General features: G+C 59.9%; 22 protein-coding genes and 1 pseudogene. 16 read left to right on the forward strand and 7 right to left on the reverse strand.

The window, feature by feature from the left end; translation table 11 throughout:
* The first annotated feature begins 13 nt into the window (after positions 1-13).
* The 7 genes from ACVTFQ_RS28590 to traI all read left to right on the forward strand — a co-directional run bounded on the left by ACVTFQ_RS28590 (position 14) and on the right by traI (position 5,690).
* Complete coding sequence (locus ACVTFQ_RS28590) at positions 14-676, forward strand: conjugal transfer protein TrbF (protein WP_470424355.1); 663 nt, start codon at positions 14-16, stop codon at positions 674-676.
* A gap of 14 nt (positions 677-690) precedes the next feature.
* Entirely contained in the window at positions 691-1,521 is an 831-nt protein-coding gene (gene trbG, locus ACVTFQ_RS28595; RefSeq protein ID WP_112982069.1) for a P-type conjugative transfer protein TrbG, read from the forward strand.
* A 3-nt stretch (positions 1,522-1,524) separates the two neighbouring features.
* The gene (trbH, locus tag ACVTFQ_RS28600; RefSeq protein WP_112982068.1) at positions 1,525-1,971 is read left to right on the forward strand and encodes a conjugal transfer protein TrbH; all 447 of its coding nucleotides are present in this window, start codon (positions 1,525-1,527) and stop codon (positions 1,969-1,971) included.
* 15 nt (positions 1,972-1,986) lie between these two features.
* Positions 1,987-3,285: an IncP-type conjugal transfer protein TrbI gene (gene trbI / locus ACVTFQ_RS28605; RefSeq protein ID WP_112982067.1), complete on the forward strand. Its 1,299-nt coding sequence runs from the start codon at positions 1,987-1,989 to the stop codon at positions 3,283-3,285.
* A 499-nt stretch (positions 3,286-3,784) separates the two neighbouring features.
* Positions 3,785-4,177: a DUF1236 domain-containing protein gene (locus tag ACVTFQ_RS28610; RefSeq protein ID WP_470424356.1), complete on the forward strand. Its 393-nt coding sequence runs from the start codon at positions 3,785-3,787 to the stop codon at positions 4,175-4,177.
* A 486-nt stretch (positions 4,178-4,663) separates the two neighbouring features.
* Positions 4,664-4,846, forward strand: coding sequence for a hypothetical protein (locus tag ACVTFQ_RS28615; RefSeq protein WP_112982066.1), 183 nt, complete (start codon positions 4,664-4,666; stop codon positions 4,844-4,846).
* A gap of 220 nt (positions 4,847-5,066) precedes the next feature.
* The gene (traI, locus tag ACVTFQ_RS28620) at positions 5,067-5,690 is read left to right on the forward strand and encodes an acyl-homoserine-lactone synthase (protein WP_112949662.1); all 624 of its coding nucleotides are present in this window, start codon (positions 5,067-5,069) and stop codon (positions 5,688-5,690) included.
* A gap of 64 nt (positions 5,691-5,754) precedes the next feature.
* Here the strand turns inward: traI and ACVTFQ_RS28625 are convergent, their stop codons facing one another.
* Together ACVTFQ_RS28625 and ACVTFQ_RS28630 are read right to left on the reverse strand one after the other, a co-directional pair.
* On the reverse strand, positions 5,755-6,471 hold the full coding sequence (locus tag ACVTFQ_RS28625; protein WP_112949663.1) for an autoinducer binding domain-containing protein: 717 nt from the start codon (positions 6,469-6,471) through the stop codon (positions 5,755-5,757).
* Between the two features lie 204 nt (positions 6,472-6,675).
* Complete coding sequence (locus ACVTFQ_RS28630; protein WP_470424357.1) at positions 6,676-7,434, reverse strand: response regulator transcription factor; 759 nt, start codon at positions 7,432-7,434, stop codon at positions 6,676-6,678.
* A 931-nt stretch (positions 7,435-8,365) separates the two neighbouring features.
* Between ACVTFQ_RS28630 and ACVTFQ_RS28635 the strand changes: the two genes are divergently transcribed.
* Together ACVTFQ_RS28635 and ACVTFQ_RS28640 are read left to right on the forward strand one after the other, a co-directional pair.
* Positions 8,366-8,968: a winged helix-turn-helix transcriptional regulator gene (locus tag ACVTFQ_RS28635; protein WP_162724918.1), complete on the forward strand. Its 603-nt coding sequence runs from the start codon at positions 8,366-8,368 to the stop codon at positions 8,966-8,968.
* A complete protein-coding gene (locus tag ACVTFQ_RS28640; protein WP_112982064.1) occupies positions 8,965-10,356 on the forward strand; it encodes an amidohydrolase family protein in 1,392 nt (463 codons plus the stop codon). Before ACVTFQ_RS28635 ends, ACVTFQ_RS28640 begins: the two co-directional genes overlap by 4 nt.
* A gap of 155 nt (positions 10,357-10,511) precedes the next feature.
* On the opposite strand, the gene ACVTFQ_RS28645 is transcribed toward ACVTFQ_RS28640, so the two are convergent.
* Both ACVTFQ_RS28645 and ACVTFQ_RS28650 read right to left on the reverse strand, forming a co-directional pair.
* Positions 10,512-11,087 (reverse strand): peroxidase-related enzyme, encoded by a 576-nt coding sequence (locus tag ACVTFQ_RS28645; RefSeq protein ID WP_112435705.1) that lies wholly within the window; start codon positions 11,085-11,087, stop codon positions 10,512-10,514.
* Positions 11,084-11,566 (reverse strand): CMD domain-containing protein, encoded by a 483-nt coding sequence (locus tag ACVTFQ_RS28650; RefSeq protein ID WP_111564269.1) that lies wholly within the window; start codon positions 11,564-11,566, stop codon positions 11,084-11,086. The genes ACVTFQ_RS28645 and ACVTFQ_RS28650 overlap by 4 nt, the downstream gene beginning before the upstream one ends.
* A 167-nt stretch (positions 11,567-11,733) precedes the next feature.
* Between ACVTFQ_RS28650 and ACVTFQ_RS28655 the strand changes: the two genes are divergently transcribed.
* The 6 genes from ACVTFQ_RS28655 to ACVTFQ_RS28680 are packed head-to-tail and all read left to right on the forward strand — an operon-like array spanning position 11,734 to position 17,255.
* Complete coding sequence (locus ACVTFQ_RS28655) at positions 11,734-12,723, forward strand: LysR family transcriptional regulator (RefSeq protein WP_111564268.1); 990 nt, start codon at positions 11,734-11,736, stop codon at positions 12,721-12,723.
* The gene (locus tag ACVTFQ_RS28660; RefSeq protein ID WP_470424358.1) at positions 12,720-14,195 is read left to right on the forward strand and encodes an NAD(P)-binding domain-containing protein; all 1,476 of its coding nucleotides are present in this window, start codon (positions 12,720-12,722) and stop codon (positions 14,193-14,195) included. The genes ACVTFQ_RS28655 and ACVTFQ_RS28660 overlap by 4 nt, the downstream gene beginning before the upstream one ends.
* An 8-nt stretch (positions 14,196-14,203) precedes the next feature.
* A complete protein-coding gene (locus tag ACVTFQ_RS28665; RefSeq protein WP_111564266.1) occupies positions 14,204-14,944 on the forward strand; it encodes an amino acid ABC transporter ATP-binding protein in 741 nt (246 codons plus the stop codon).
* A 16-nt stretch (positions 14,945-14,960) separates the two neighbouring features.
* Positions 14,961-15,779 (forward strand): amino acid ABC transporter substrate-binding protein, encoded by an 819-nt coding sequence (locus ACVTFQ_RS28670; protein WP_111564265.1) that lies wholly within the window; start codon positions 14,961-14,963, stop codon positions 15,777-15,779.
* A 57-nt stretch (positions 15,780-15,836) separates the two neighbouring features.
* Positions 15,837-16,544 (forward strand): amino acid ABC transporter permease, encoded by a 708-nt coding sequence (locus ACVTFQ_RS28675; protein WP_112949668.1) that lies wholly within the window; start codon positions 15,837-15,839, stop codon positions 16,542-16,544.
* An 18-nt stretch (positions 16,545-16,562) separates the two neighbouring features.
* Positions 16,563-17,255 carry an amino acid ABC transporter permease gene (locus ACVTFQ_RS28680; protein ID WP_111564263.1) on the forward strand — a complete coding sequence of 231 codons (693 nt, stop codon included), beginning with the start codon at positions 16,563-16,565 and terminating at the stop codon, positions 17,253-17,255.
* Between the two features lie 228 nt (positions 17,256-17,483).
* Here the strand turns inward: ACVTFQ_RS28680 and ACVTFQ_RS28685 are convergent, their stop codons facing one another.
* On the reverse strand, positions 17,484-18,080 hold the full coding sequence (locus ACVTFQ_RS28685; protein WP_112991241.1) for a hypothetical protein: 597 nt from the start codon (positions 18,078-18,080) through the stop codon (positions 17,484-17,486).
* 200 nt (positions 18,081-18,280) lie between these two features.
* Here ACVTFQ_RS28685 and ACVTFQ_RS28690 point away from each other — a divergent pair.
* Positions 18,281-18,595: pseudogene (locus tag ACVTFQ_RS28690) on the forward strand (BA14K family protein); the annotation flags it as partial.
* A 165-nt stretch (positions 18,596-18,760) separates the two neighbouring features.
* Here ACVTFQ_RS28690 and ACVTFQ_RS28695 read toward each other — a convergent pair.
* Positions 18,761-20,128 (reverse strand): MmgE/PrpD family protein, encoded by a 1,368-nt coding sequence (locus tag ACVTFQ_RS28695; protein ID WP_111564261.1) that lies wholly within the window; start codon positions 20,126-20,128, stop codon positions 18,761-18,763.
* 6 nt (positions 20,129-20,134) lie between these two features.
* On the reverse strand, positions 20,135-21,202 hold the full coding sequence (locus ACVTFQ_RS28700) for an ornithine cyclodeaminase (RefSeq protein ID WP_111564260.1): 1,068 nt from the start codon (positions 21,200-21,202) through the stop codon (positions 20,135-20,137).
* Between the last annotated feature and the right edge of the window lie 56 nt (positions 21,203-21,258).

A 21,258-nucleotide genomic window follows, 5' to 3' on the forward strand; every position in this document is an offset into this window, starting at 1 on the left:
CAGGATCACACACATGGCAGGGCAATCAGCACCTGAGAACCCGTATCTTGCCGCAAGGCAGGAATGGTCTGAACGTTACGGCTCCTACGTCAAGGCGGCCTCCGCCTGGCGGGCCGTTGGCATCTCGAGCCTGGGATTGGCCGTTATCGGCGTCAGCTACGCGCTTTATCTCAGCACTCAGGTCAAGCTCGTTCCTTATATCGTCGAGGTCGACAAACTTGGGAACACGGTTTCTGGCGGCTTCCCGCAGCAGATCGAATATGCCGACACCAGGGTCGTCCGAGCAACGCTCGGCAATTTCGTGACCAGCTTCCGTTCGATCACGCCGGATGCGGTTGTCCAGAAGCAATATATCGACCGCACCTATGCGCTGCTGAGGACGAGTGACGCTTCGACGCAAAAGGTCAACGCCTGGTTTCGCGGCAACTCGCCGTTCGAAAAGGCGGTCAACGCGACAGTGGCGATCGAAGTGAACAACATCGTCGCCCTTTCGAGCCAGACCTATCAGATCGACTGGACCGAGTACGAACGCGATCGGAAAGGTAAGGAGGTCGCGACCCGGCGCTTCCGAGGGATCGCCACCGTCTCTATCACCTCACCACAAGACGAAGCAACAATCCGGCTCAATCCGATCGGCGTCTATGTGACCGATTTCGACTGGACCGCGCAACTTTGAGGGCAGGATCAGCAATGAGGAAAAAACGTAAACGCGTGGCGCTTGTCTGCATGCTGGTGCTCGCCGTATCGGCCGAAGTCTCATCCACCGCGATCGCGCAAAGCTTGACGGGCAACGAGGCAAAGGGGACGAACCTCTCCGGCAAATGGCGAGGGCAGGCCGGGCTGGTGACACGAGGGCCTGATGGTAAGGTGATTTTCCTCTTCGGTGAGACGCAGCCGTCTGTCGTCTGCTCACCCCTTCAGGTCTGCGATATTGAGCTGCAGGGCGGCGAAATCGTCCGCGACGTGCTGGTCGGCGATACCGTTCGGTGGAAAGTCGAACCGGCAACGTCTGGCGCCGCCGGTGGTCAGGCCATCCACCTGATTGTCAAGCCTGCAGAGCCGGGGCTTGTCACGTCCATGGTGGTGACCACTTCGCGCCGAACCTACCATATCCAGCTGAAGTCACATCCCATGCAATACATGGCCCGTGTCGGGTTCGAATATCCCGAGGATGCCGCCACGAAACTATCCGACATCAACGCCCGCCTCCAGGCCATGACTGGACCGGAGGGCGGTGTCGCCCCCGAACAGCTGGCCTTCTCCTATGCCCTGAGCGGAAGCGCTCCATGGCGCCCCAAGCGGGTCTATTCCGATGGGCAGAAGACCTACATTCAGTTTCCCCGCGCAATCTCAGGTCAGGACGCCCCGGTGCTGTTCGTCGTCTCGGGTGGCCAGAACCGTATCGTCAATTACCGGATGAAGAACGACATGATGATCGTCGACTACAATATCGACAAGGCGATCCTGATATCAGGGGTCGGCTGGAAACAGCAGAAGATCACGATCCGGCGGAGAGGGTGAACCATGCAGCTCCATCGCCTCATTACGATTGTAATCGCGCTCGGCCTGGCCGGATGCCAGACGGCAACCGATGGGCTGTCTACCAGCGCTGCACCCGCTGACATTACCGGACCTGCCGCGGGCGCTATCGCTGGCGACATGGCAGGACGTTTCGCCGAGCAAACCAGATCGACGTCCACGCCGATTAAACTGCAAAAGGACACGTCCGAATTCTCAGTCGCACTCGAGGCCGCGTTGAAAGGCTGGGGCTTTGCCATTGTCACCGATCAAAAGAGCACAGGCGCAAAGGATGGGGCGAAGCCGCTCGAGCTGGCCTATTCGATCGCCGTTGTAGACGGACAGGTGTTGGCGAGGCTTTCGACTGACACGATGGAGCTCGGCCAAGCTTACTCGGTCAGCAATGGCGTGGCGACGCCGGCAAGCCCGCTTTCCCTCATGAAGCGAAACTGACAGGAGGAGACGATCATGGTCCAATCGCTGCAACTGGGAACATCAAATCAGTCTGCTGACGAGAAGGGGATGAAGCGGCTCAACCGCGTGCCTCTGTTTGTCGGCATCGGCATCTTGGTTCTGTTCCTCGCCGTTCTGGTCTACGGCCTTTCCTCGCGTGGGCTGAGGTTTGGTCAGCACGATCCGAACGCTGGCGGATCCGGCACCCCGGCCTCGACCTTCGCCGACCAGCTGAAGCGGGGTGTCAAGGATGGCATTATCGGCGACCGCGAGGAACAGCAGCCGGTGTTTCAGCCCACCCCTGTCCCGCAGCAGCAGAAAGCTACTCGTCCGGTAGAAGCAGAAGCAAAGGTCGAACCACGGCAGCCTAGTCGGTCTCGCATGGAATCGGACGAGGAGTGGAACGCCAGGATGCTCCGCGAACAGCGAGAACAGATTTTTCGCGAGCAGCAACGTCAGCGCATGGCCAGCCTGCAGGCGAGGGGGGCGGCTCTCGACTCGCCGCTCAAGGTCGACATGTCAGATGTCTCGGCACAATCGCCGGTCGCTCAATCTGCTGGAGCGCGTCAATCGAACACCGCGTCGAGCGGCGCGCAGGATCTCTATGCCGCAGTGTTGAAGGCGGGTGCTGCAGGTCAGGTCGATCAAAATGGGCAAACATCCAAGGAAGAGTTCTTCAACGCTGATATCAAGGATCTCGGCTATTTGCCCAACCAGGTCGTGCCTCAGCGTTCACCATACGAGCTCAAACGTGGATCGGTGATACCTGCCACGCTATTCACGGGCATCAATTCCGACTTGCCGGGCCGCATCACGGCGCAGATCAGCCAGAACGTCTATGACAGCGCGACTGGCCACTACACGCTCATGCCACAGGGCACGAAGCTTCTTGGCCGATACGACAGCAAGGTGTCATTCGGGCAGAACCGCGTTCTCGTCGTCTGGACCGACATCATCTTCCCAAATGGCTCGACCCTGCAGATCGGCGGCATGGCTGGGATAGACTCGCAGGGCTACGGCGGTTTCAACGACAAGGTCGATAACCACTATGTCAGGACCTTTGGTTCGGCCGCGCTGGTCGCGCTGATCGGGACGGGGATCGACATGTCGATGCCCGAGAGCTCGACCCTTTCCACGCGGGACACGGCCTCGGACGCGGCGCGTCGGAATTTTGCCGAAACGTTTGGACGTGTCGCCGAGCAGACAATCTCGAAAAATCTGAACGTCCAGCCGACCATCAAGATCAGGCCCGGTTACCGGTTCAATGTGCTCGTCGATCAGGACATTATTTTCCCAGGCAATTATCGGGGTTAGGGGCGACACCGGTGGAGCGCATGGCACCAACGGCTGATGGTCGAAAGCCCGAGCGAAAGACTTTTGACGTTCGCGAAAGTGAGTCAAAACTCGTTGGTTGGCATTCCCATCCGCACTGCGGCATTCTCCACTCCGTCACTGCGTTGGCAGTGAGCGCGGCGGAAGGCCTTCGCTGACGTCCGCAGCGCGGTGCGCCGTCAATCAAGCCTGGCGCGATCGCAAGCGACTCGAGCATCGCCGCAGGGCAATAAGCACTGGGGACGACGTTCAGCACTTCCACGACATGGCGATCGTGCGGGTGATGTCGTCAATACCAACGAAATCGTCCTGCGTCCGACCGCTGAGGAATTCTTATCGATCAGTTCGGCGCTCTCGCGCCTCTCAAAGTGCGCTGGTGACCGCGTGCCGCGTACCTACGACGACACCCCCGACCTAAGTCCGATATGCGGAACAAATACCGCGCGATCGCCTTTTTCATGCACTAAATGAGAGAAGGAGAATGGAAATGAAACGCATTATTCTTGCGGCAGCAATGAGCTGCGTCGCTGCTTCGGCCTACGCCGATGGCGCGGTCACCGGAGCCGTTGGCGGCGCCGCCACGGGTGCCATCGTTGGTGGTCCCGTTGGGGCCGGTGTCGGCGCGATCGTCGGTGGCGTTGCTGGAGCCGCGATTGATCCTCCGCCGGCCGAAGTCGTTACCTACGTACAGCAGGCGCCGGTGCCGGAACAGCCGGTGGTGGTTCAGGAGCGGGTCAAGGTCGGCGTGGCGCTGCCCTCTGATGTTGTCGTGACGCCGGTTCCCGACAATCCGAAGTATGGTTACGTCATCATGGGTCAGGAGCGTGTCATCGTCGAACCGCAGACCCGCAAGGTAGTCCAGGTCATTCAGTAGTGGCATTCGGCGCGGAGGCATTGCCTCTAGCCGAATGATCGCGGGCGCCGGCTCACCCCGGCGCCTGTTGCCTTTTGGAGGACCACCGTCCAATGCCTCTGCATTCCGGTGTGCTTGTTGTTGATTGCTCTCATTGGGGAGAGATTGGCCGCCAGGCGTAGGAGCACCCCTCACGGTCGCCGGCAGCGCTTGGGCGACGACTATCTTTTCCTTGACCCGAGCGGGCGGTCGATGCTCGGGCTCAACATAAGTGATGACCTCGCTCGGCGCCGGATCATCGCCGGTCCAGCGACCGACACCACCAACGGCCCCATGATGGCCGCCGCTCACCGTGGGACCTGAGCCTGGGTAAAGTCCGATTTTAGAGCCGATTGCCTGGCCGTTAACCGTATGTCCGTCGGAAAGCGGTCAGACCAAGGTCCGGGATCGGGAACAGCGGGCCTTTCATGTCCGTTTCATCCATAGCCAACGACAAGGAGTTTCGCCATGAGCAAGAGCCCAGGGACGTCCACCATTCCCTTCACGGTGAATATATCGGTCATTGCCCTCGTCGTATTCCTCTGCGGTGTTCTTTATTTTTTCGGCCAAGCGATGTCGGGCGGCACTCCAGAGATCAGTAAAAGCGTCGCGGACGCCCGGGTCATCGACTCCAGGGACGTTGCAAACTGAAGGTGGGCGATTGACGTGTCAGTCGTCGCGGGTTCCTGAGTTTTCGCGAGTAATTCCAATTTTCGTCGATGTCCGTCCGCCGACTAGCACCTACATCTGGTTTCCTATCGGGACAGCCGCTCTCGCGGAAACCGAGAGAGGGTCGACCCACAGATGTGCGACTGGAAGCGAGTATCGAAGGCCATCACTCTGTCCCTGTTCAACAAGGGAGAGTGACGACATGGAAGTCATAGATATTCGCGTGCCGCGGACATCCGCCGAAGAGGCACTGCTTGACGAAATGCACCGGTTGCGGGCGAAGGTTTTCCAAGGGCGACTTGGCTGGGATGTCGAGTGTCAGCATGGCCGCGAGTTCGATCAGTTCGACGACTGCGGGCCGACCTATATCCTTGTCCTTGATGACCGGGCAGGGGTGGTTGGATCGGTTCGCCTGCTTCCGACGAGTGGTCCGAACATGTTGATGGGGGTGTTTCGGCAATTGCTGGAGGACGGGCACCTCGCCACCAGTCCGACGACGATCGAAAGCTCGCGCTTCTGCGTGGACACGACCACGCAATCTAGCCAGCGTGGAGCAACGCACGAGGCCACATTTTGCCTGCTTGCCGGGATTATCGAGTGGTGTCTCCAAAACGGTTGGACAGACCTTGTGACGGCCACCGATCTTCGCATGGAGCGTCTGCTGAGGCAGCGCGGTTGGCCGATCACAAGACTGGGAAAACCCCGCTTGATAAACGAGACAAATAGCATAGCCGGTCGCCTTGTGATCAATACCGATACGTTCGACCTGTTGCGACCGGTGTCTTATCGTTCACGGCTTTCACCAACCAGCCGCCAAGCCGCCTAGCCTAGACCGATGGTTCGCCCACGTTGCGGCGAACCATCAAGACGTGCGAGAACACTGCGTATGATCAGATCAGACGCATTGCTATTGCGACGCAGAGTGCCTCCTGCAGGTTCCTGACTCCCAGTTTTGCCCTGACGTTATCGAGGTCAAACCTGACAGTGTGGAATGAGTACCCAGTTATCGCGGAGATTTCATGCATTGGCATTCCAGTCGACGCCCATCGCGCACAAAGTGCTTCGCGATCCGTAAGGCCGGGTTTGCGCATCATTGTTGGGTTCGAGGAATTCCTAAAGCGCTGGTGCAGGAAGGCCACCGCCGTCGCGGCCAGGGCAATGTCGGAGGCCACGACATCATGTGGCGGTCCTTTCGACGACGTCGCGAATGTCAGCATGGCGACCTGGCCGTATCCCGTTGTGATCGGGATTGTCAGACCGTTTCGAATCCCAAAGTCGGATGCCTGGTCCCAAAAACCCCGCTGATCGGCGTTGGCGAGTTTGCGCTCGGCGTCGACAGACCATCTAAAAATCCGCATCAAGCGCTTTCCCATCGTGATGATGGGATCAACGATCATGTAGGAGCGATCGAAATAGAGCGACTGCCACTCGGCCGCGTAGTTCGAGATCGCGAAATTTTGCGCGGTTGCCGCGCGCAGGCTGAGATAGGCAAAACTGTCATACCCATTGCGCTTGGCGACACGCCCAATGGCCTTTTGAAGCGCGGGTTCGGACCCGATCGAGAAGGCACAGTCGATGACACCTGCAAGTAAGGCCCTTGAACTCATCCATCTCTCCCAAGTTAGGACGCTGTGACCGGACACCGTCGAGCGAGCTGGAAAAATATCGCCAGCCGGCACGTTCGACCGTGCCATTGATAGCTTCTCCGGCTAAATATATCCATTTTGATATGAATATCGTCGGCTAGCTTGAGCTTCAACACGTGCGCGAAGCCGCAACAAAACTTAACAAATCCAGGGCGAGGCGTTGCGTTAGTCCGATGTGACGTCGACGACCAGTATGTATCCTCCAAGTCGGACCGTCTTGAGCAGTGTCGGACTGTTACTTCGCGGTTCGAGCTTTTGCCTCAGCCGGCTGACATGCACGTCGATCGTGCGTGTGACCGGCCCCGCGAGCCCGGTGTGTGTGAGCGAAAGCAGCTCCTCCCGCGTCATGACGCGTCCAGGGTTTCGACAGAAGGTCAACATCAGCTCGAACTCCGTCGAGGTGAGATCGATGGTTGTTCCCTTCAGGTCCCTCAGGACCCGCTCTCGAGGATGAAGGATGAACTCGCCAAAACGAATGACCGTGGGGTCGGCTCGATGACCGAGAGCATAGGCGGCGCGCCGCAAAAGCGCCCTGATCCGCGCCTGACATTGCGACATGGCGAGAGAGGCGGAAAAACAGTCGTCGACCCCGATATCGAATGCCATCTCGATCATATCTTCCCGGTTCCCCGGAAGAATGATGATCAATGGAATGTCGCTCGTCGCGCGAACTTGCCCGCACAGTCGGATACCAGCCTCGGCGTCGCCTGACGCAACGATGATCACCAGATCAACGCGAGTCGAGATCAGCAGGCGTCTGAGCTTGAGGATCGAGGACACGTGAAAAGCATCGAGCGACATGGCTCGAATGGCTGAGACCAGATTGTCATCTGGTGCTGAGTGTTCCAAGGATAGCATGGCGACACCGGCCCGCGGGCCGGCGCTTGAGGAGGCGTCATCCAATGTGGCTTCCAGTCGGTGCATACGCCGGTCCCGGCGACCGGCGCTGTACCTATAGTTGCACTCGCGGCGGCTGGCGCCAACTCTCAGATTTGATGGTAATGGTGCGTACTCCCGGGTTATCCGTGACGCGCGCCGCCCTCGCGTTCCTCGAGCGCCAGTATCTTGGCCTGCCGGCTCCCAGGGCAGCCTAACCTCGACAGGCGGCATTCGGCACATGAAGAGGGTTTGGACCTTCCATTCTCGGTGCCCCGGACATCGTGCGGGAAGAGGCGTTCGGTCGGGTCTGGGCTTTTGCACATCGTTGATCTCTCCGTGATCTGGTCCGCGAACGATCGTGCACTGAGCGGTGTTCAAACACCAATCAAGATAGGCGTGTATTCATCCAGGCGCGCTATCAGTCTGACGGCCACTCATTCGAGTTGCCAAGGATGAAAAAAGAGGGGATCAGACGCGCCCCACCGCTCATTATCTGGGCACCGCCTTCCCACCACGCCTGGACGCGATTGGTCCGGCAACGACGGAAAAGTTAATCGCGGAACCTTCTTGATTGTCGCTGGTTGGCGAAATGGACGCCGGTGCTATCCGGACGTCCAGCCGACAACCGGCGTCGGGAAAAAGCCTCCGTACCTCCCACGGAGGCTTTTTCGCGGGAGCGGGAGCCCCAGCCGATGGGAAAAGCAAGCGATTAGATCCCGGATCCCGAGCAATGCACCGCATTCAAGAGCGGGGCAACACGCGGGAAGGGCCTCTTCAATCCAACATACCTTCGTGACACCGATACAATTCTTAATCCCCCGGTTGCAAAGAGCGATTGAACCCCGTTCGACCTCGTGAGATCTTTGGCCATCTGAACAACATTTGAGCAAATACCACCATGCGACCGATAATAATTATCGGATCGCGGGAGCCTGGCGTATTTTCAGCGGTCGTCCAGGTCCTCGAGCGATCGGGTTTGAACACGGTCTTTCGTCGAACCGCGCGAGAAACCGTGGCCGCCGTGAGGCGGCTTGATGTCGACGGCGTGCTGATTGACGCCCGCCTACCTGCCTCGCTTACGGCCTGCCGGGAAATTCGTGACAGCCGGACCTCAAGTCGCCTTCAGTTGGTTGTCGTGGTTGCTCGGCTGGGTGGTAGCCAGCGTCGAACCTATCGAGACGCTGGTGCCAACCGCGTGTTCACCGCGTCCAGCGCCGCACGCCAGATCGCGTTTGCCTTGGCGCCGCAACGAAGACAGGTGCGACTTTCACATGGCGGAATCTCGCTCGATCCAGCTCTTTGGCGGGTTTGGCATGACGGCGCGATGGTTGAGCTTCCTCGCATCGAGTTCATGATCCTGGACATCTTCCTGCGTCATCCGGGGCGCGTGTTCTCTAGGCGCGAAATCATTGCCAGATGCTGGCCAAGCAATGTCTTCGTGGACCCACGAACCGTCAATGTTCACATCGCCACGTTGCGCAGGCTGCTCGGACCGGGGTTTCATGGCAATCCGATCCGCTCGGTGCGTGGTCTCGGTTACGGGCTGGCCGGTACCCCAGATGGAGGTGAAGCATCATGATCAAGCAAAGGCTGGACACGATGATCGTCAACGGACGTATCGTCACGGGCGACGGTGTAACCGAGATTGAGACTGGAAACGTTCTGATCGCCGGCCAAGCGATCGTGGACGTTATCGCGGGCGTCATCGATTATCCCACTAGCGCGCGGGTCATCGACGCCACTGGTTGCACGATCCTGCCGGGTATCATCAACGGCCATGCTCATGGATGCACGTTGGGACCCACCATGCCTAGTGGATCAAGCCCTTTCGCGCCAAGTGATATCGAATACCATCTCAACCGACATCTCCTCTCGGGCACGACCACGCTTCTCAATGTGTGCGGGCTTCCACTGACCGATGAGATCGCGACGGCGCCAATTGATCATCCCCTGGAGGTGGCGGTCTCGACAGCTCATACTCCCGCCAATCTCGCGGCCGCGATCGCCATCGATGGCGCGGGCCTGGGTGAACGCCACCACAAGATGACGATTGAAGCCATGATCAAGGCCGGTGCGAAGGCCTTGGGCGAGGCGGGCGGTGGCCAGACGCTCGGCGGTGGCGCCCAGGATTACCGGTTCATTCCCGACGCTATTCACGAAGCGACGGCCATACGCATTCATCCAAATCTTGCACGCGCGCTAAAAGAGGCGGTTGTTGGCCGCAAACTCGACCAAACCGTCACCGATCTCAAGGCCTTGGATGATCTATTGCTTGGTTCGATGCTTCACCCCGTGATCGATGCTTCAGCGCTCGCTGCACTCATCCGCGCCACTGTCATGCCGCCTGTGTCGGCTTCATTGCGGGGTCTCGCGGAGATCGCCGAAGCCTCCAGTCGACTTGGGTTGCCAGCGATATTCCACAATGCGACGCCGACGGCGGAAACGCTGATAGGCCTGGCTGTCACTCATCCCAGGGCGCGAATGATCGCGGCTCACAGCAATCATCCGTCATTCGAGCCTGACGAATGTGTGTCCACGGCGAGAAGCCTTCGCTCAATTGGGGTAACAATCGATGTGTCGACGCTTGATTGCGTCTCCACGCGCTGGCGCAATCAGCCGACGAATCTCGATGCTCTCGTTTCGGAAGGACTTGTCGATACCTTGTCGACCGATTTTGCCGGTGGCGACTGGGATCCTATTCTTGATGCGGTGAATCGAATGGTGCGGCTCGGCCATTCGAGCCTTGCGCGTGCCGTCGCCCTGGCCACCGGGAACGTTTCCCGCGCCCTTCCAGAACTTGCCTCCGATAGAGGATTGATTGTGCCTGGACGGCTCGCCGATATCGCGATCGTTGAAGGGCACAATCTCTCAAGGGTAAGACATGTGATCAAGAAAGGCAGAATTGTCGTTCGCAACGGTGTCATCCTCGGCCGCCATGAACGGCGACAGCAGCCTCAATCGATCTGAACATGCGATGGTAGGCTAGCCTGAAACTTTCGTCGAGTATTCCGTCAACGACCTGAGCCGAATTCCACCTTCGATGGTTCTCTTCCTCGAGTTACCGTCAGGATACCGCGCCCTCCGTGGATCCGCTTGGGAGGGCGCGCACCCTTGAGCCTGACTTAGTCCCTTAAGGGCTCGCCCAGGGTATGCATCAGTCTATTCGCCCAGCCGAAGATCGCCGACGACAGGACCAGGTCCAGGGATTCAAGCTCGGACAGGCCGACGTCGGCCAGATCCTGCGCATCGGCTTGCGTCGCCTTTGGCGGCGTCGTCGACAGATGCGCCGAGAAGTCGAAGATCGCCTGCAGGTGCTCGTCGAGTTCGGCGTCGAGTTCGTCGGCGAAGATGGTGTCGATGACGTCGGTGCGCTTGGTGTAATTTATGAAGCGCGACGCGTGGACGGCGGCGCAGTAGACGCAGCGGTTGACGACGGATGCGGCGGTGGCGCCCAGTTCGCGCTCGCCGAGCGAAAGCCCGTCCTTGCCGTACATGATCAGATTGAACAAGGGCGAGCGAACGGCAAGCGATTCAGGATCGTGCGCGAGCGTCAACACATAGGTCGATATGCCCTTGTTCGAAGGCGTGACCTGCATGGCCTCGCGCTGCTCCTCGGTCGCGGTCTCAAGATCAACAGGAACGACATAAGGCTGCCAGCGAGGAACCGTTGTGGTGAAGCTGTGGACCGTCTCGCTCATTTTCTTGCTCCAATCAGTGTCAGGCCCGCGATGACGCGCACTTGATAATTCACGAAGGCGGCAAGCTCCGACAGGCGGACGATGTCGGCGTCGGTAATGCCCGCGCTTCGCAATGCTTCGATATGGCCGCGCGTGGCCTCGCGCGGTGCCACGGTCAGGCGGTCGGCGTGGCGGACGATCTCGGCGGTACGGGGATCGCCGACATTGGTGCCGGGCTGCGCGAGCAATACGGTTTCGTTTTCCGCGGCGCGTTTCACCAGTTCATCATAGTGGTCGGCAAGCGCTTCGTTGCCGTTGTGCCGCGCCATGCGCGCGGCAAGTGCCGCACGCAAGCCATGCGACAGTCCGCCGGGATCACGTGGCAGAAGGACGGCATCGTGCGCGGCCTCGCTGAGACGCAGGATCTCCGCGCGCTTCTCCATTGCCTCGGCGAGCGCCGAGCCAGGTTTTACGTCGGCAAGCGTTTCTATGAGTGTCAAAAGAGGCTCCTTTGCAATCCGCTGGAGAGCGCCAGTTAGATCGGGCTGCCAGTCATGTCAAATTAGCATGAGCCCCTTGATGTCATGCAAAATAATTATCTATTCTCGGGTGCATTTATAGAAAACTCATGCTTTTAATGCATGACAGATAGTGGTTGATGTTAAGTATGCATAGCAACTCAATTGACATTCGCCAGCTTGAAGCCTTTGCGGCCGTGATGTCCGCGGGCTCCGTGACCGGAGCGGCGCGTCTGCTCGGGCGGTCGCAGCCAGCCGTCAGCCGGCTGATCCAGGATCTGGAGGCCGAGCTCGGCTACGCGCTGCTGCATCGAAGCAGCGGGCGCATCCAGCCGACGGCGCGCGGCCTGCGCTTTCACGCCGAGGTCGAACGTCATCTTGCCAGCCTCATCCATATACGCGAGCGCGCCGAGGCTATCGGCCGTGACGAGCCGGCGACGCTGACCGTGGCGGCAACGCCGTCGCTTGCGGCAGGCATCCTTCCACAGGCGCTGGCCGCCCTGCCCGCCGACCTCATCCCCCGTCATTTGCACGTCCAGTCGCTCGCGGCCGAAAATGTGGTTCAGGCCGTGATCGCTCGCTCGGCCGATCTCGGCATATCGAGCCTTCCGCTCGAGCATCCCGGCCTCGAGATACACTGGATCGCTGAAGCGCCCTGTGTCGTTGCCATCGGCGCCGACGATCCGCTTGCGAGCGGCGACATCGTTCGCCTGTCTGATATCGCCGATCGTCGGCTGATCACGCTTGCCAACCCATACCGCCTGCGCCACCGCGTCGACGAAGCGCTTGAGCGCGCCGGCGTCGCGCCCGAGCGGATCATCGACGTCAATGCGTCGCTGACGGCGCTGTCGCTTGTGCGCGCCGGATTGGGCGTCGCCATCGTGGAGCCGGCAACTGTCTGCGGCATGCCGCTGGATGGCGTCGTCATGCGCCGGCTCGATCAGCACATTCCGTTCCTGTTCGGTGCGATCTCCGCCGCGGCGCTGCCGCTGACGCCGACGGTCTCCGCCGTTATCGATGCCGCGCGGGTGCAGTCGCTTGCAATGCCCGGCTGCCGTCTTTTGGAGGCGAACGGCACCGACGCGCTGGCCGACAGTGTCTACGGCCAAACTATTATTTCAGAGGGAACGCCCGTATGAGCGACCTTTCCGCACATCCCGACAATATCACAGCTTTAGAGGAGCGCCTGCGTCAGGATCTCTCATGGCTCGAATTGCCGGCGAAATCCTGGGTTCCCACGCGCGACGTCAATGGTCGGCCAGTCGTCGATGTCGTCGTCATCGGCGGCGGGATGGCAGGGCTTGTCGCCTCCGGCATGTTGAAGCGCCTCGGTGTCGCCAATCACGTCGTGCTCGACAAGGCGGCGGCGGGGCAGGAAGGGCCGTGGGTCACCTTTGCACGCATGCGAACCCTGCGTTCGCCAAAGCAGCTTACCGGGCCGGCGATGGGCCTGCCGGCGCTCACATTTCGGGCCTATTACGAAGCGCGCTTCGGCCGCGAGGCATGGGTCGCGCTCGATCGCGCGCCGCGCGAGATCTGGATGGACTATCTGATCTGGTACAGGAAAGTGCTCGAGCTGCCGGTGCGCAACGGCGTCTCTGTCGACAGCATCCTCCCGCGTGAAGACGGTATGCTCGATATCACGTGCCTTGAGGGCAGCGCCAAGGAGACGATCGTTGCCCGCCATGTCGTGCTGGCAACGGGGCGCGATGGGCTCGGCGGTCCGTTCGTGCCGGACATCGCCAAGAGTATCGATCGCAAGTTTTGGGCGCATACGGCTGACGAAGTCGACTTCGGCGCACTGCGCGGCAAGCGCGTGGGCGTGATCGGGGCCGGTGCCTCGGCCATGGACAACGCGGCAAGCGCGCTGGAGGCGGGGGCCGCCCGTCTCGACATGTTCGTGCGCCGCAGCAAGCTTCCCGCCATCAACAAGTTCACCGGTATCGGCAGCCAGGGCGTGGTTCATGGCTTTGCCGGGCTACCGGACGAATGGAAGTGGCGTTTCCTGAACTATGCCATGAGCGAGCAGACGCCGCCGCCGCGCCCGAGCGTGCTGCGCGTCAGCGCCTTCGAGCAGGCGCATCTTCATCTCGAAAGCCCGATCAGCGCCCTGCGTCAGGAAGGTGACCATATCGTCGTCACCACGCCGCGCGGCAGCTATCCCGTCGATTTCCTGATCTTCGGAACCGGTTTCAAGATCGACCTGACCAACCGGCCGGAACTGGCAAGCTTCGAACCGCATATCCGGCTGTGGCGCGATCGCTTCCCGACGCCGGCGGGCATGGCGAATGGTGAGCTCGAGGGCTCGCCGGATCTCGGTGGCGCGTTCGAGTTTCTCGAAAAACGGCCGGGTTCCTGCCCGACGCTGTCTAAAATCCACTGCTTCAATTTCCCGGCGACGCTAAGCCACGGCAAGGTTACCGGCGACATTCCGGCGATCAGCGAAGGTGCCGACCGTCTGGCGCGCGGCATCGTTCGGTCGCTCTTCGTCGAGGACCGCGAAGCGCATTTCGCCAACCTGCAAGCCTTCGACACGCCGGAACTCCTCGGCGACGAATGGGCCGACGACGGTGCCGAAGCGCATTCCGAACCATCTTTCCAGAGGAACTGAGACCCGCAATGCTCGAGATCAAGAACCTGAAGCTGTCCTACGGGACCACCCAGATCCTGAACGGCGTCGATCTCTCCGTGAAAAGAGGCGACGTGGTGTCGATTATCGGCCCAAGCGGCACCGGCAAGACGACGCTGCTGAAGTGCATCAATCACCTGGCGAAGCCGGCATCCGGAACCATCGCCTTCGATGACATCAAGATGGATTTCGCGCGTCCCGACAAGGCCGCCGTCCAGGCGATCCGCCTGCGCACGGCGATGGTGTTCCAGCAGTTCAACGTTTTCAAGAACATGACTGTTATCCAGAACGTCATGGATCCGCTGGTCGTCGTCCAGGGCAAGTCGAAGGACGAGGCCCGTGCGATCGCGCTGCAGGAGCTTGAGCGGGTCGGGCTGTCGAACAAGCTCGACAACTATCCGTCCCAGCTTTCCGGCGGCCAGTTGCAGAGAACGGGCATTGCCAGAGCACTCGCGGTCAAGCCCGATGTCATGCTGTTCGACGAGCCGACCTCCTCGCTCGATCCCGAACTCGTCAACGAGGTCCTGAAGGTGATCAAGGACGTCACATCGTCCGGCATCACCTCGCTGCTCGTCACCCACGAGATGCATTTCGCCAAGAACATCTCGAACCGCATCGTTTTCATGGACGGGGGTGTCGTCGCGGCCGATGGTAGCCCCTCCGAAATCTTCGATACGCCTTCCAACCCGCGCCTCGCACAGTTCCTCAATTCCGAACGTACGATCCAGTAAAGAAAGGATGCCTGAAATGACTTCCATGAGTTCAATCTCTCGCCGTGGTCTCGGTCTCGCCGTCGCAGGCGTCGCGATCGCATTCGCAACCGCTTCGTTCGCCGAAGACGTCCGCACCATCAAGATCGCCACATCGGCCGAATCCAAGCCGCTGTCCTGGGGCGCTATCGGCGTCGAGCCGCAGGGCTACGAGCCCGACGTGCTGAAGGCGATCAACGCCAAGCTGCCGCAGTACAAGTTCGTGATGGAAGGCGCTGCCGACATCGCCCAGGAAACCGGCCTTGCGACCGGCAAGTACGACATCGCCACGGGCGGCTACTACCGCGCTCCGGCGCGCGAAAAGCAGTTCCTCATTCCGGAAGCGCCGATCGGCGCCAGCCTGATCAAAATCTACAGCCGCAAGGACAGCGGCATCAAGGAAATGAAGGATCTCGTCGGCAAGAAGATCGTGCCGGTGACCGCCGGCGGCGGCATCTACAAGTTCGCGACCGCATGGCAGGAAAAGAACCCCGACTACAAGATCGAGGTCACCGCTTCGAGCGCCGGCATTCCCTACCCCGACCGCCTGAAGGAAGTCGAGAACGGCAAGTATGACGCGCTCGTTCTGCCGTCGAACCTCGGCGAGCAGACCGTCATCGACGAGCAGAAGCTCAAAGTGCAGGCGAGCGAGCCTGTCGCGATCAACCAGACCTTCGTGCTCATCCACCGCTCCGAGGAAAACAAGGCGCTGTCCGATGGCATCGACAAGGCCTTGAAGGAACTCAAGGCTGACGGCACGCTGGCCAAGCTCTCGCGGAAGTGGTTCGGCGAAGACATCACCACGTACATGAAGTAACGCCGGGCTTTTGAAGCCGGCGACCGGGCCCCAGACTGAAAGAAGGAGTGTTCCGAAGTGGACCTTTCCATAATGATCCCCGAGCTGCTCTCGGCATTGCCGCTGACGCTTGCGATCACGTTCACGGCCATGGTCGCCGGCTTCGTGCTGGCTTTGATCACAACAGCGTTACGGGTGCGCAGGATTCCGGTGATCAGCCAGCTGGCGGATCTTTACGTATCCTACGCCCGCAGCGTTCCCGTTGTTCTTCAGCTGTTCGTCGCCTTCTATGGCCTTCCGGTGCTTGTTGGTGTCTTTGGCATCGAAGACTTCGTCTCGCCGACGATTGCGGCCATGCTCGGCCTCAGCCTCTATCACGGCGGTTACCTCTCGGAGGTCATGCGTCCCGCCTATCTCGCGGTCGAGCGCGGACAGCACGATGCGGCCGACAGCCTCGGCTATACGTTCCGGCGGAAGCTGCTACGCGTCGTCGCGCCCCAGGCCCTCCATATCGCCCTTCCCGGCTATGGAAACGCGATCATCTACCTGATCCATAACGTGGCGCTGGTCATGTATATCGGCGCGGCGGACGTGATGGCGACGGCCCATCTGGTGATGGAACGCGACTACAACCAATACCAGTTCGAGACCTATCTCGTGCTCGCGGTGCTCTATTCGGTGCTGTGCCTCGTTGCGTGGGCGATCGTGCGCTTCTTCGAGCGCCGCTCGGGGAAATATGCTTCGAACGACAAGACCGTCAGCGCGCCGCTGATGGCCAGCGTCTGATCAGGGAAGGAAACTATCATGTTCGACAGCGAAGTTCTTCTTCCCGATCTCCACGAAATCCTGGGCGCGGTGCCGCTCACGCTGGCGATGGCGCTCGCAATCTTCGTGCTTTCGACGATCGTTGGCAGCCTGTTTGCCATGGTTGAGTACCGGAAGATCCCGGTGCTTCGCCAGCTCGTCGTTGCCTATAAGGTCGCCTTCAAGGGCGTGCCGATGGTGATCGTCATCTTCCTCGCCTATTACGGCCTTCCATCGACCCTGCACGCCCTCGCCGCACTTGCGGGCATCGACTACAACGGCCACTCGACGCCGAACTGGGTAACGCTGATCGTGGCGCTGACGGCGTGCGTCGCGGCCTTCCAGGCGGAGGTCGTCAAGGGGGCGTTGAACTCGTTCGATACCGGCCAGGCGGACGCCGCCTATTCGCTGGGCTACAAGAGGAGCCAGCTCTTCCGTCGTGTGATGCTGCCGCAGGTCATCGTCGCGGCGATCCCCGATCTCGCCAATTCCTTCATGGTGATCATGAAGGCCCTGTCGCTCGGCTTCGCCATTGAGGTCGTCGATATCTTCGCTCAGTCGCAGCTAACCGCCGCTTTGAACTTCTACTACCTCGAAGCCTTCCTGGTCGCCGTCGTGATCTACATGGTGATCGCCTACGCCGTTACACAGATCGCCGACAGAACTGAGCGGGCATTGAGGGTACGTACGTAGTGGTAGGAAAGCTTTCGAGCCATCGATTGACGGTCGGTCTCGGCTGGCGGTGCCCTCCGCGATCAGCCAGTCGATGACATCTCGCGAGCCTTCTACGACCCCCTATCTTCGTCAAAAGAAAGTTAGCCCGATCGTCGAGTGATCGGCTGCGACGAAGGCATGGCAATCCCGGCCACGTGGACAAAAAACAGGTTATCTCGCCGAAGAACGAGAGCGCTGGTGTCAGGCTTAGTTCCGATCCAACATGTCTCGCAATAAAGCGTTGTCTCGCAATAGCTTCTGGCGGAGTAGCAATTTGAGCTCATGATTTTCGGCCAGCAGCCGGTCAACATCAGTCTGATCGACAGGGACAACAGCGGGCACAGATTCGACCGTTCGAGCCGGACGTCGCCGAGGCTTGATTTTGCGGGGCCGTGCCGCCTGCTGGGTCGCCTCTTCGCCGGCGTCGACGACCTGCACGGGCAGAGCGACGTCGATCTGGTTGGCAACCCCTGCACTTGAAACTTCAGGTCCAACCTCGTTTTGTTCGTGATTGTCATCGACGGGGAGAGGAGGCGCCACCGTCTCTTCCAGGGCTACCTCTACCGGGGGATCCACTGGCGTTGGGACCGGGCTCCTATCAAGTGCGATTTCAGCCTCGGCCTCACGGACCAGCGCCTTCAGGTCAATGTCACCCCATATTGAGGTTGGTTTGAGGGACGATCGACGATTTGACGACCTGACCTCGACGGTGAACTGGCGTGTTGGTCTTCTCAACGCAGGATGCTCCGTTTCAGCAATCGATTGGTGCGGATGCCGCATTCCCTCCAGCTCGATGAACGCCAAAGCCCATCACCGCGATTATGGATCGCTGACATGAAAGTCGCGGCGACGATGAAGTTTATTCACGACACTTGGAAAGAGTGCCTTACCGCATCCTGTCTGGCGCTTCAATCCCGAGCGACGGCTGTCCGCTGGAAGTGAAGTCCCGCACCTCAATCGTGATGTAGGTTATCGGATAAGTTCAGGCGCCGACGACGGCAAGGCAGGTCACCGCCAATGTCGACCAAATTCAGTATCGTCGCTGGGATCACCGCGAGGGCTGGTATCACGGCCACTGCGGTTATCGCGACCATCGCCGGGGCTACCGCCGTCATTCCGATGGCTGGTGGTACCCGCTCGCGGCTTTTGGCGCCGGGGCTCTGATCAGTGGCGCCGTCAATAATGCCAACCGCCCCGCGCGGGTCAGTTCTCGTCACTACGAATGGTGCGCGTCGCGCTATAAGACTTATCGAGCCAGCGACAACACGTATGTCCCTCGCGCGGGCGTCCGCGCGGTTTGCCAATCCCCATACTCGTGACTCAACGGGGCAACCCGGCGCCGGAGTGGCGCTGGGTCGCCCCACCTCGCAATAAGGCAAGTTGTGCCTTGGCGGGATCGGCGAGTTTATTCCCGAGTAGACTTCGATTCGCTCACGGCGGACGTAATTTCCGCGCGATCGTCGTAAACCGAGGCTGATATGTCGTCACAAGTGTTGTTGAGCGTCCTCGTCGAGAGAGATCGACTTTAGCGCACTGAGCAGCGGTGAGATTTCTCCTGATGCAAGCGCAAGCACGGCGTCGATGATTTCTCCTTGTTGTTGGGCGGCAAGAACGTCTCGCGTTAGGACACGAATTTTCCTTTCGACATCTGGCCAAAGCATGGGACAGCGCGGATCGCCAAAAGGAGTTCCAAGTGCGGATGTCACGCGAGTTGTGCTGGTCACGACACTGACGATTGCCAATGTCTCAGACGGGAAGAGAGCGTCGATATCGTCACGTACGAATATTTTCACTCTCTTCGCGACAGCTTCGATGTCGGGGCGACCGAGACAATCAGTACGCGGAGGGAGCAGCGCCTTGGGCCCATCGACGATTGCCACCGCAAGGCAATAGGGAAGGCTGTACTGCACCTCGATCAGATTGTCAGGATTGGTTCGATTGCCAAGTTTTGTTGCCCAGGCGAAGGTCGCGACTTCAATAGAGCGAACGTCATCAACGAGGATATTGTTCTGCTCGATCAGGTCGCAAAGCCTGTCGAGTGCTGGATGAATGTAGCGACAACAGGCATACGGTTTCAAATACAGGCCGTTCACTTCCCATCGACTTCCCAGATCGAACAGGATCCTCTCACCGTCGTAGAAGCTCGGATGATCGAGGAAATCCTCAGGGCCAGTATGCCCGTTAGAGGCCAGTTCCAGCGCCATCAATCCCGTGACACTGCTCCATGCTATGCCTTCCTTTACATCGTTTCCAGTAAGCGACGAGTAGCCGGAGCTACCATTGGCCTGCTGATTGGGTGCGAGCACGCCCGCGATCGACAGAGCCCGCGCAATCACTTCTGGCCGATGTCCCAAGAATGCAGCCGCCGTTGCAGCGGACGCGAGACTCGCCCATCGGCCTGATTGTCGCGTGGTAATCCCGATGGGGTTTTGTGCCGCCGCAATTCTTACGCCGACGTCGTAGCCTGCGACGATCGCAGCCAAGAACCGATCGGCTGGGCGATCATGCAACTGTGCAAGCGCGAGAGCTGTCGCGACGACCGCCGCGCCCGGATGACCGCGCGCGGCTCGGTGGCCATCATCGACATCAAGCGCACAACACGCGGCGACATTACAGTGTACGGCTCCCGACACGCTCGAGCCCGTGCCGCAAAACCAGATTGGCGCGTCGCCCAATCCAAAGATTGGTAAAACGGAACGGCGCGCGGCACGGGGCCCGGCGCAGATCGCGCCGGCCGCTCCTGCCCCCACGGCGTCGAGCACGAGACGAAGTACGGTGTCGCTTGTGCCTGACGGTGGTCCTCGCCGGGCGACGTCCGCTATGTGTTTGCCAAGCAATTGGGATATGAACATCGCTGGCTACCTTCGATCCGATGCTGTGAGCCGGCGATATTTCTCGTAGGTAGCCTGTGCCGCGTAGAGATCCAGCATTGGTAGTCCGACACATGTGACACAAATAGGTCCCTCGTGCCGAGCGGCTGTCGCTCCTGTTGTCGTCAGGTCTTGAAGCCCCAGGAGCGGCCCCACTTCCGCCAGTGAGAGACCACGCCGGGAAAAATGCAGTGCAATGCTTTGCGAGTTCCGATGCGATACAGTACGAAGGTCGTCGCAGACGACCAAGCCCGTCCGCAACACCCGCCGCAGGTAGCTCTCGGGAACCTCGTCCCCGCCAAGATGCAGGCTGACGGCGTCACGGGCCAACTCGTCCCTATCAAAAATCGGGGCACGAGCGTTTGTCGCGGTGATAATGAAATCACTTTCAGCCAGTGATTTTTTCTCGGCTGGCTGAAGGCTCAGGCTATTTGGAAAATCGATCGCATCGATAAACTGCGATGCCCGGTCAATCGATCGGCCCTGAATTGAGAATTTGCCGATGCGGTCGGCATATCGGAAGCTGAGACATTCCACCACGGCGCGGGCCGTGGGGCCTGTTCCGAAAAGCAGAACCGACAACGGTTTGTCTCGGCGGCAAAAAGCATCCAGCACCATGGTGGCATAGGTGCCCGTGCGGCGAGCAGAGATACCGGTTCCATCCATCACCGTAAGCACCCGTAACGTCTTCTTTTCCAAGAGAACGATCGTCGAGGTGGAGCGCGGTAGGCCCAGCTGCCGGTTGAAAGCATTGGCGCCAATAATTTTCACTCCTCCATAGCGCTCGTTGACACTGTAGAGGCATGAAAGCTTCCAACCCAGTCTTTCATCCGCGAACTCCTCCTTGCGGTGTGCAACGGCGCCATCGCGCCAGAAGTCTTCCTCCGGGAGGGACAAAACCGCCTTTGATCCGAACGCTTTGCCGGAGCGAATATCCGCCCAAGCATTGTCCATCGCCGCGAGCATCTCACCGGTCTCCAACTCGGCGCCAGCATCACGCAGTGCGGCCGCGGAGAGGAATTGTGAGTGCGTGTTTGGAGCATGGGTTTCTTGCATCTCCAGTACCTCCTTGGTTGTACAAGAAGGTTAGGAGGAGCCGGGATAAGGGAGGA

It is taken from the genome of Rhizobium sp. O111 (genome assembly GCF_055616315.1).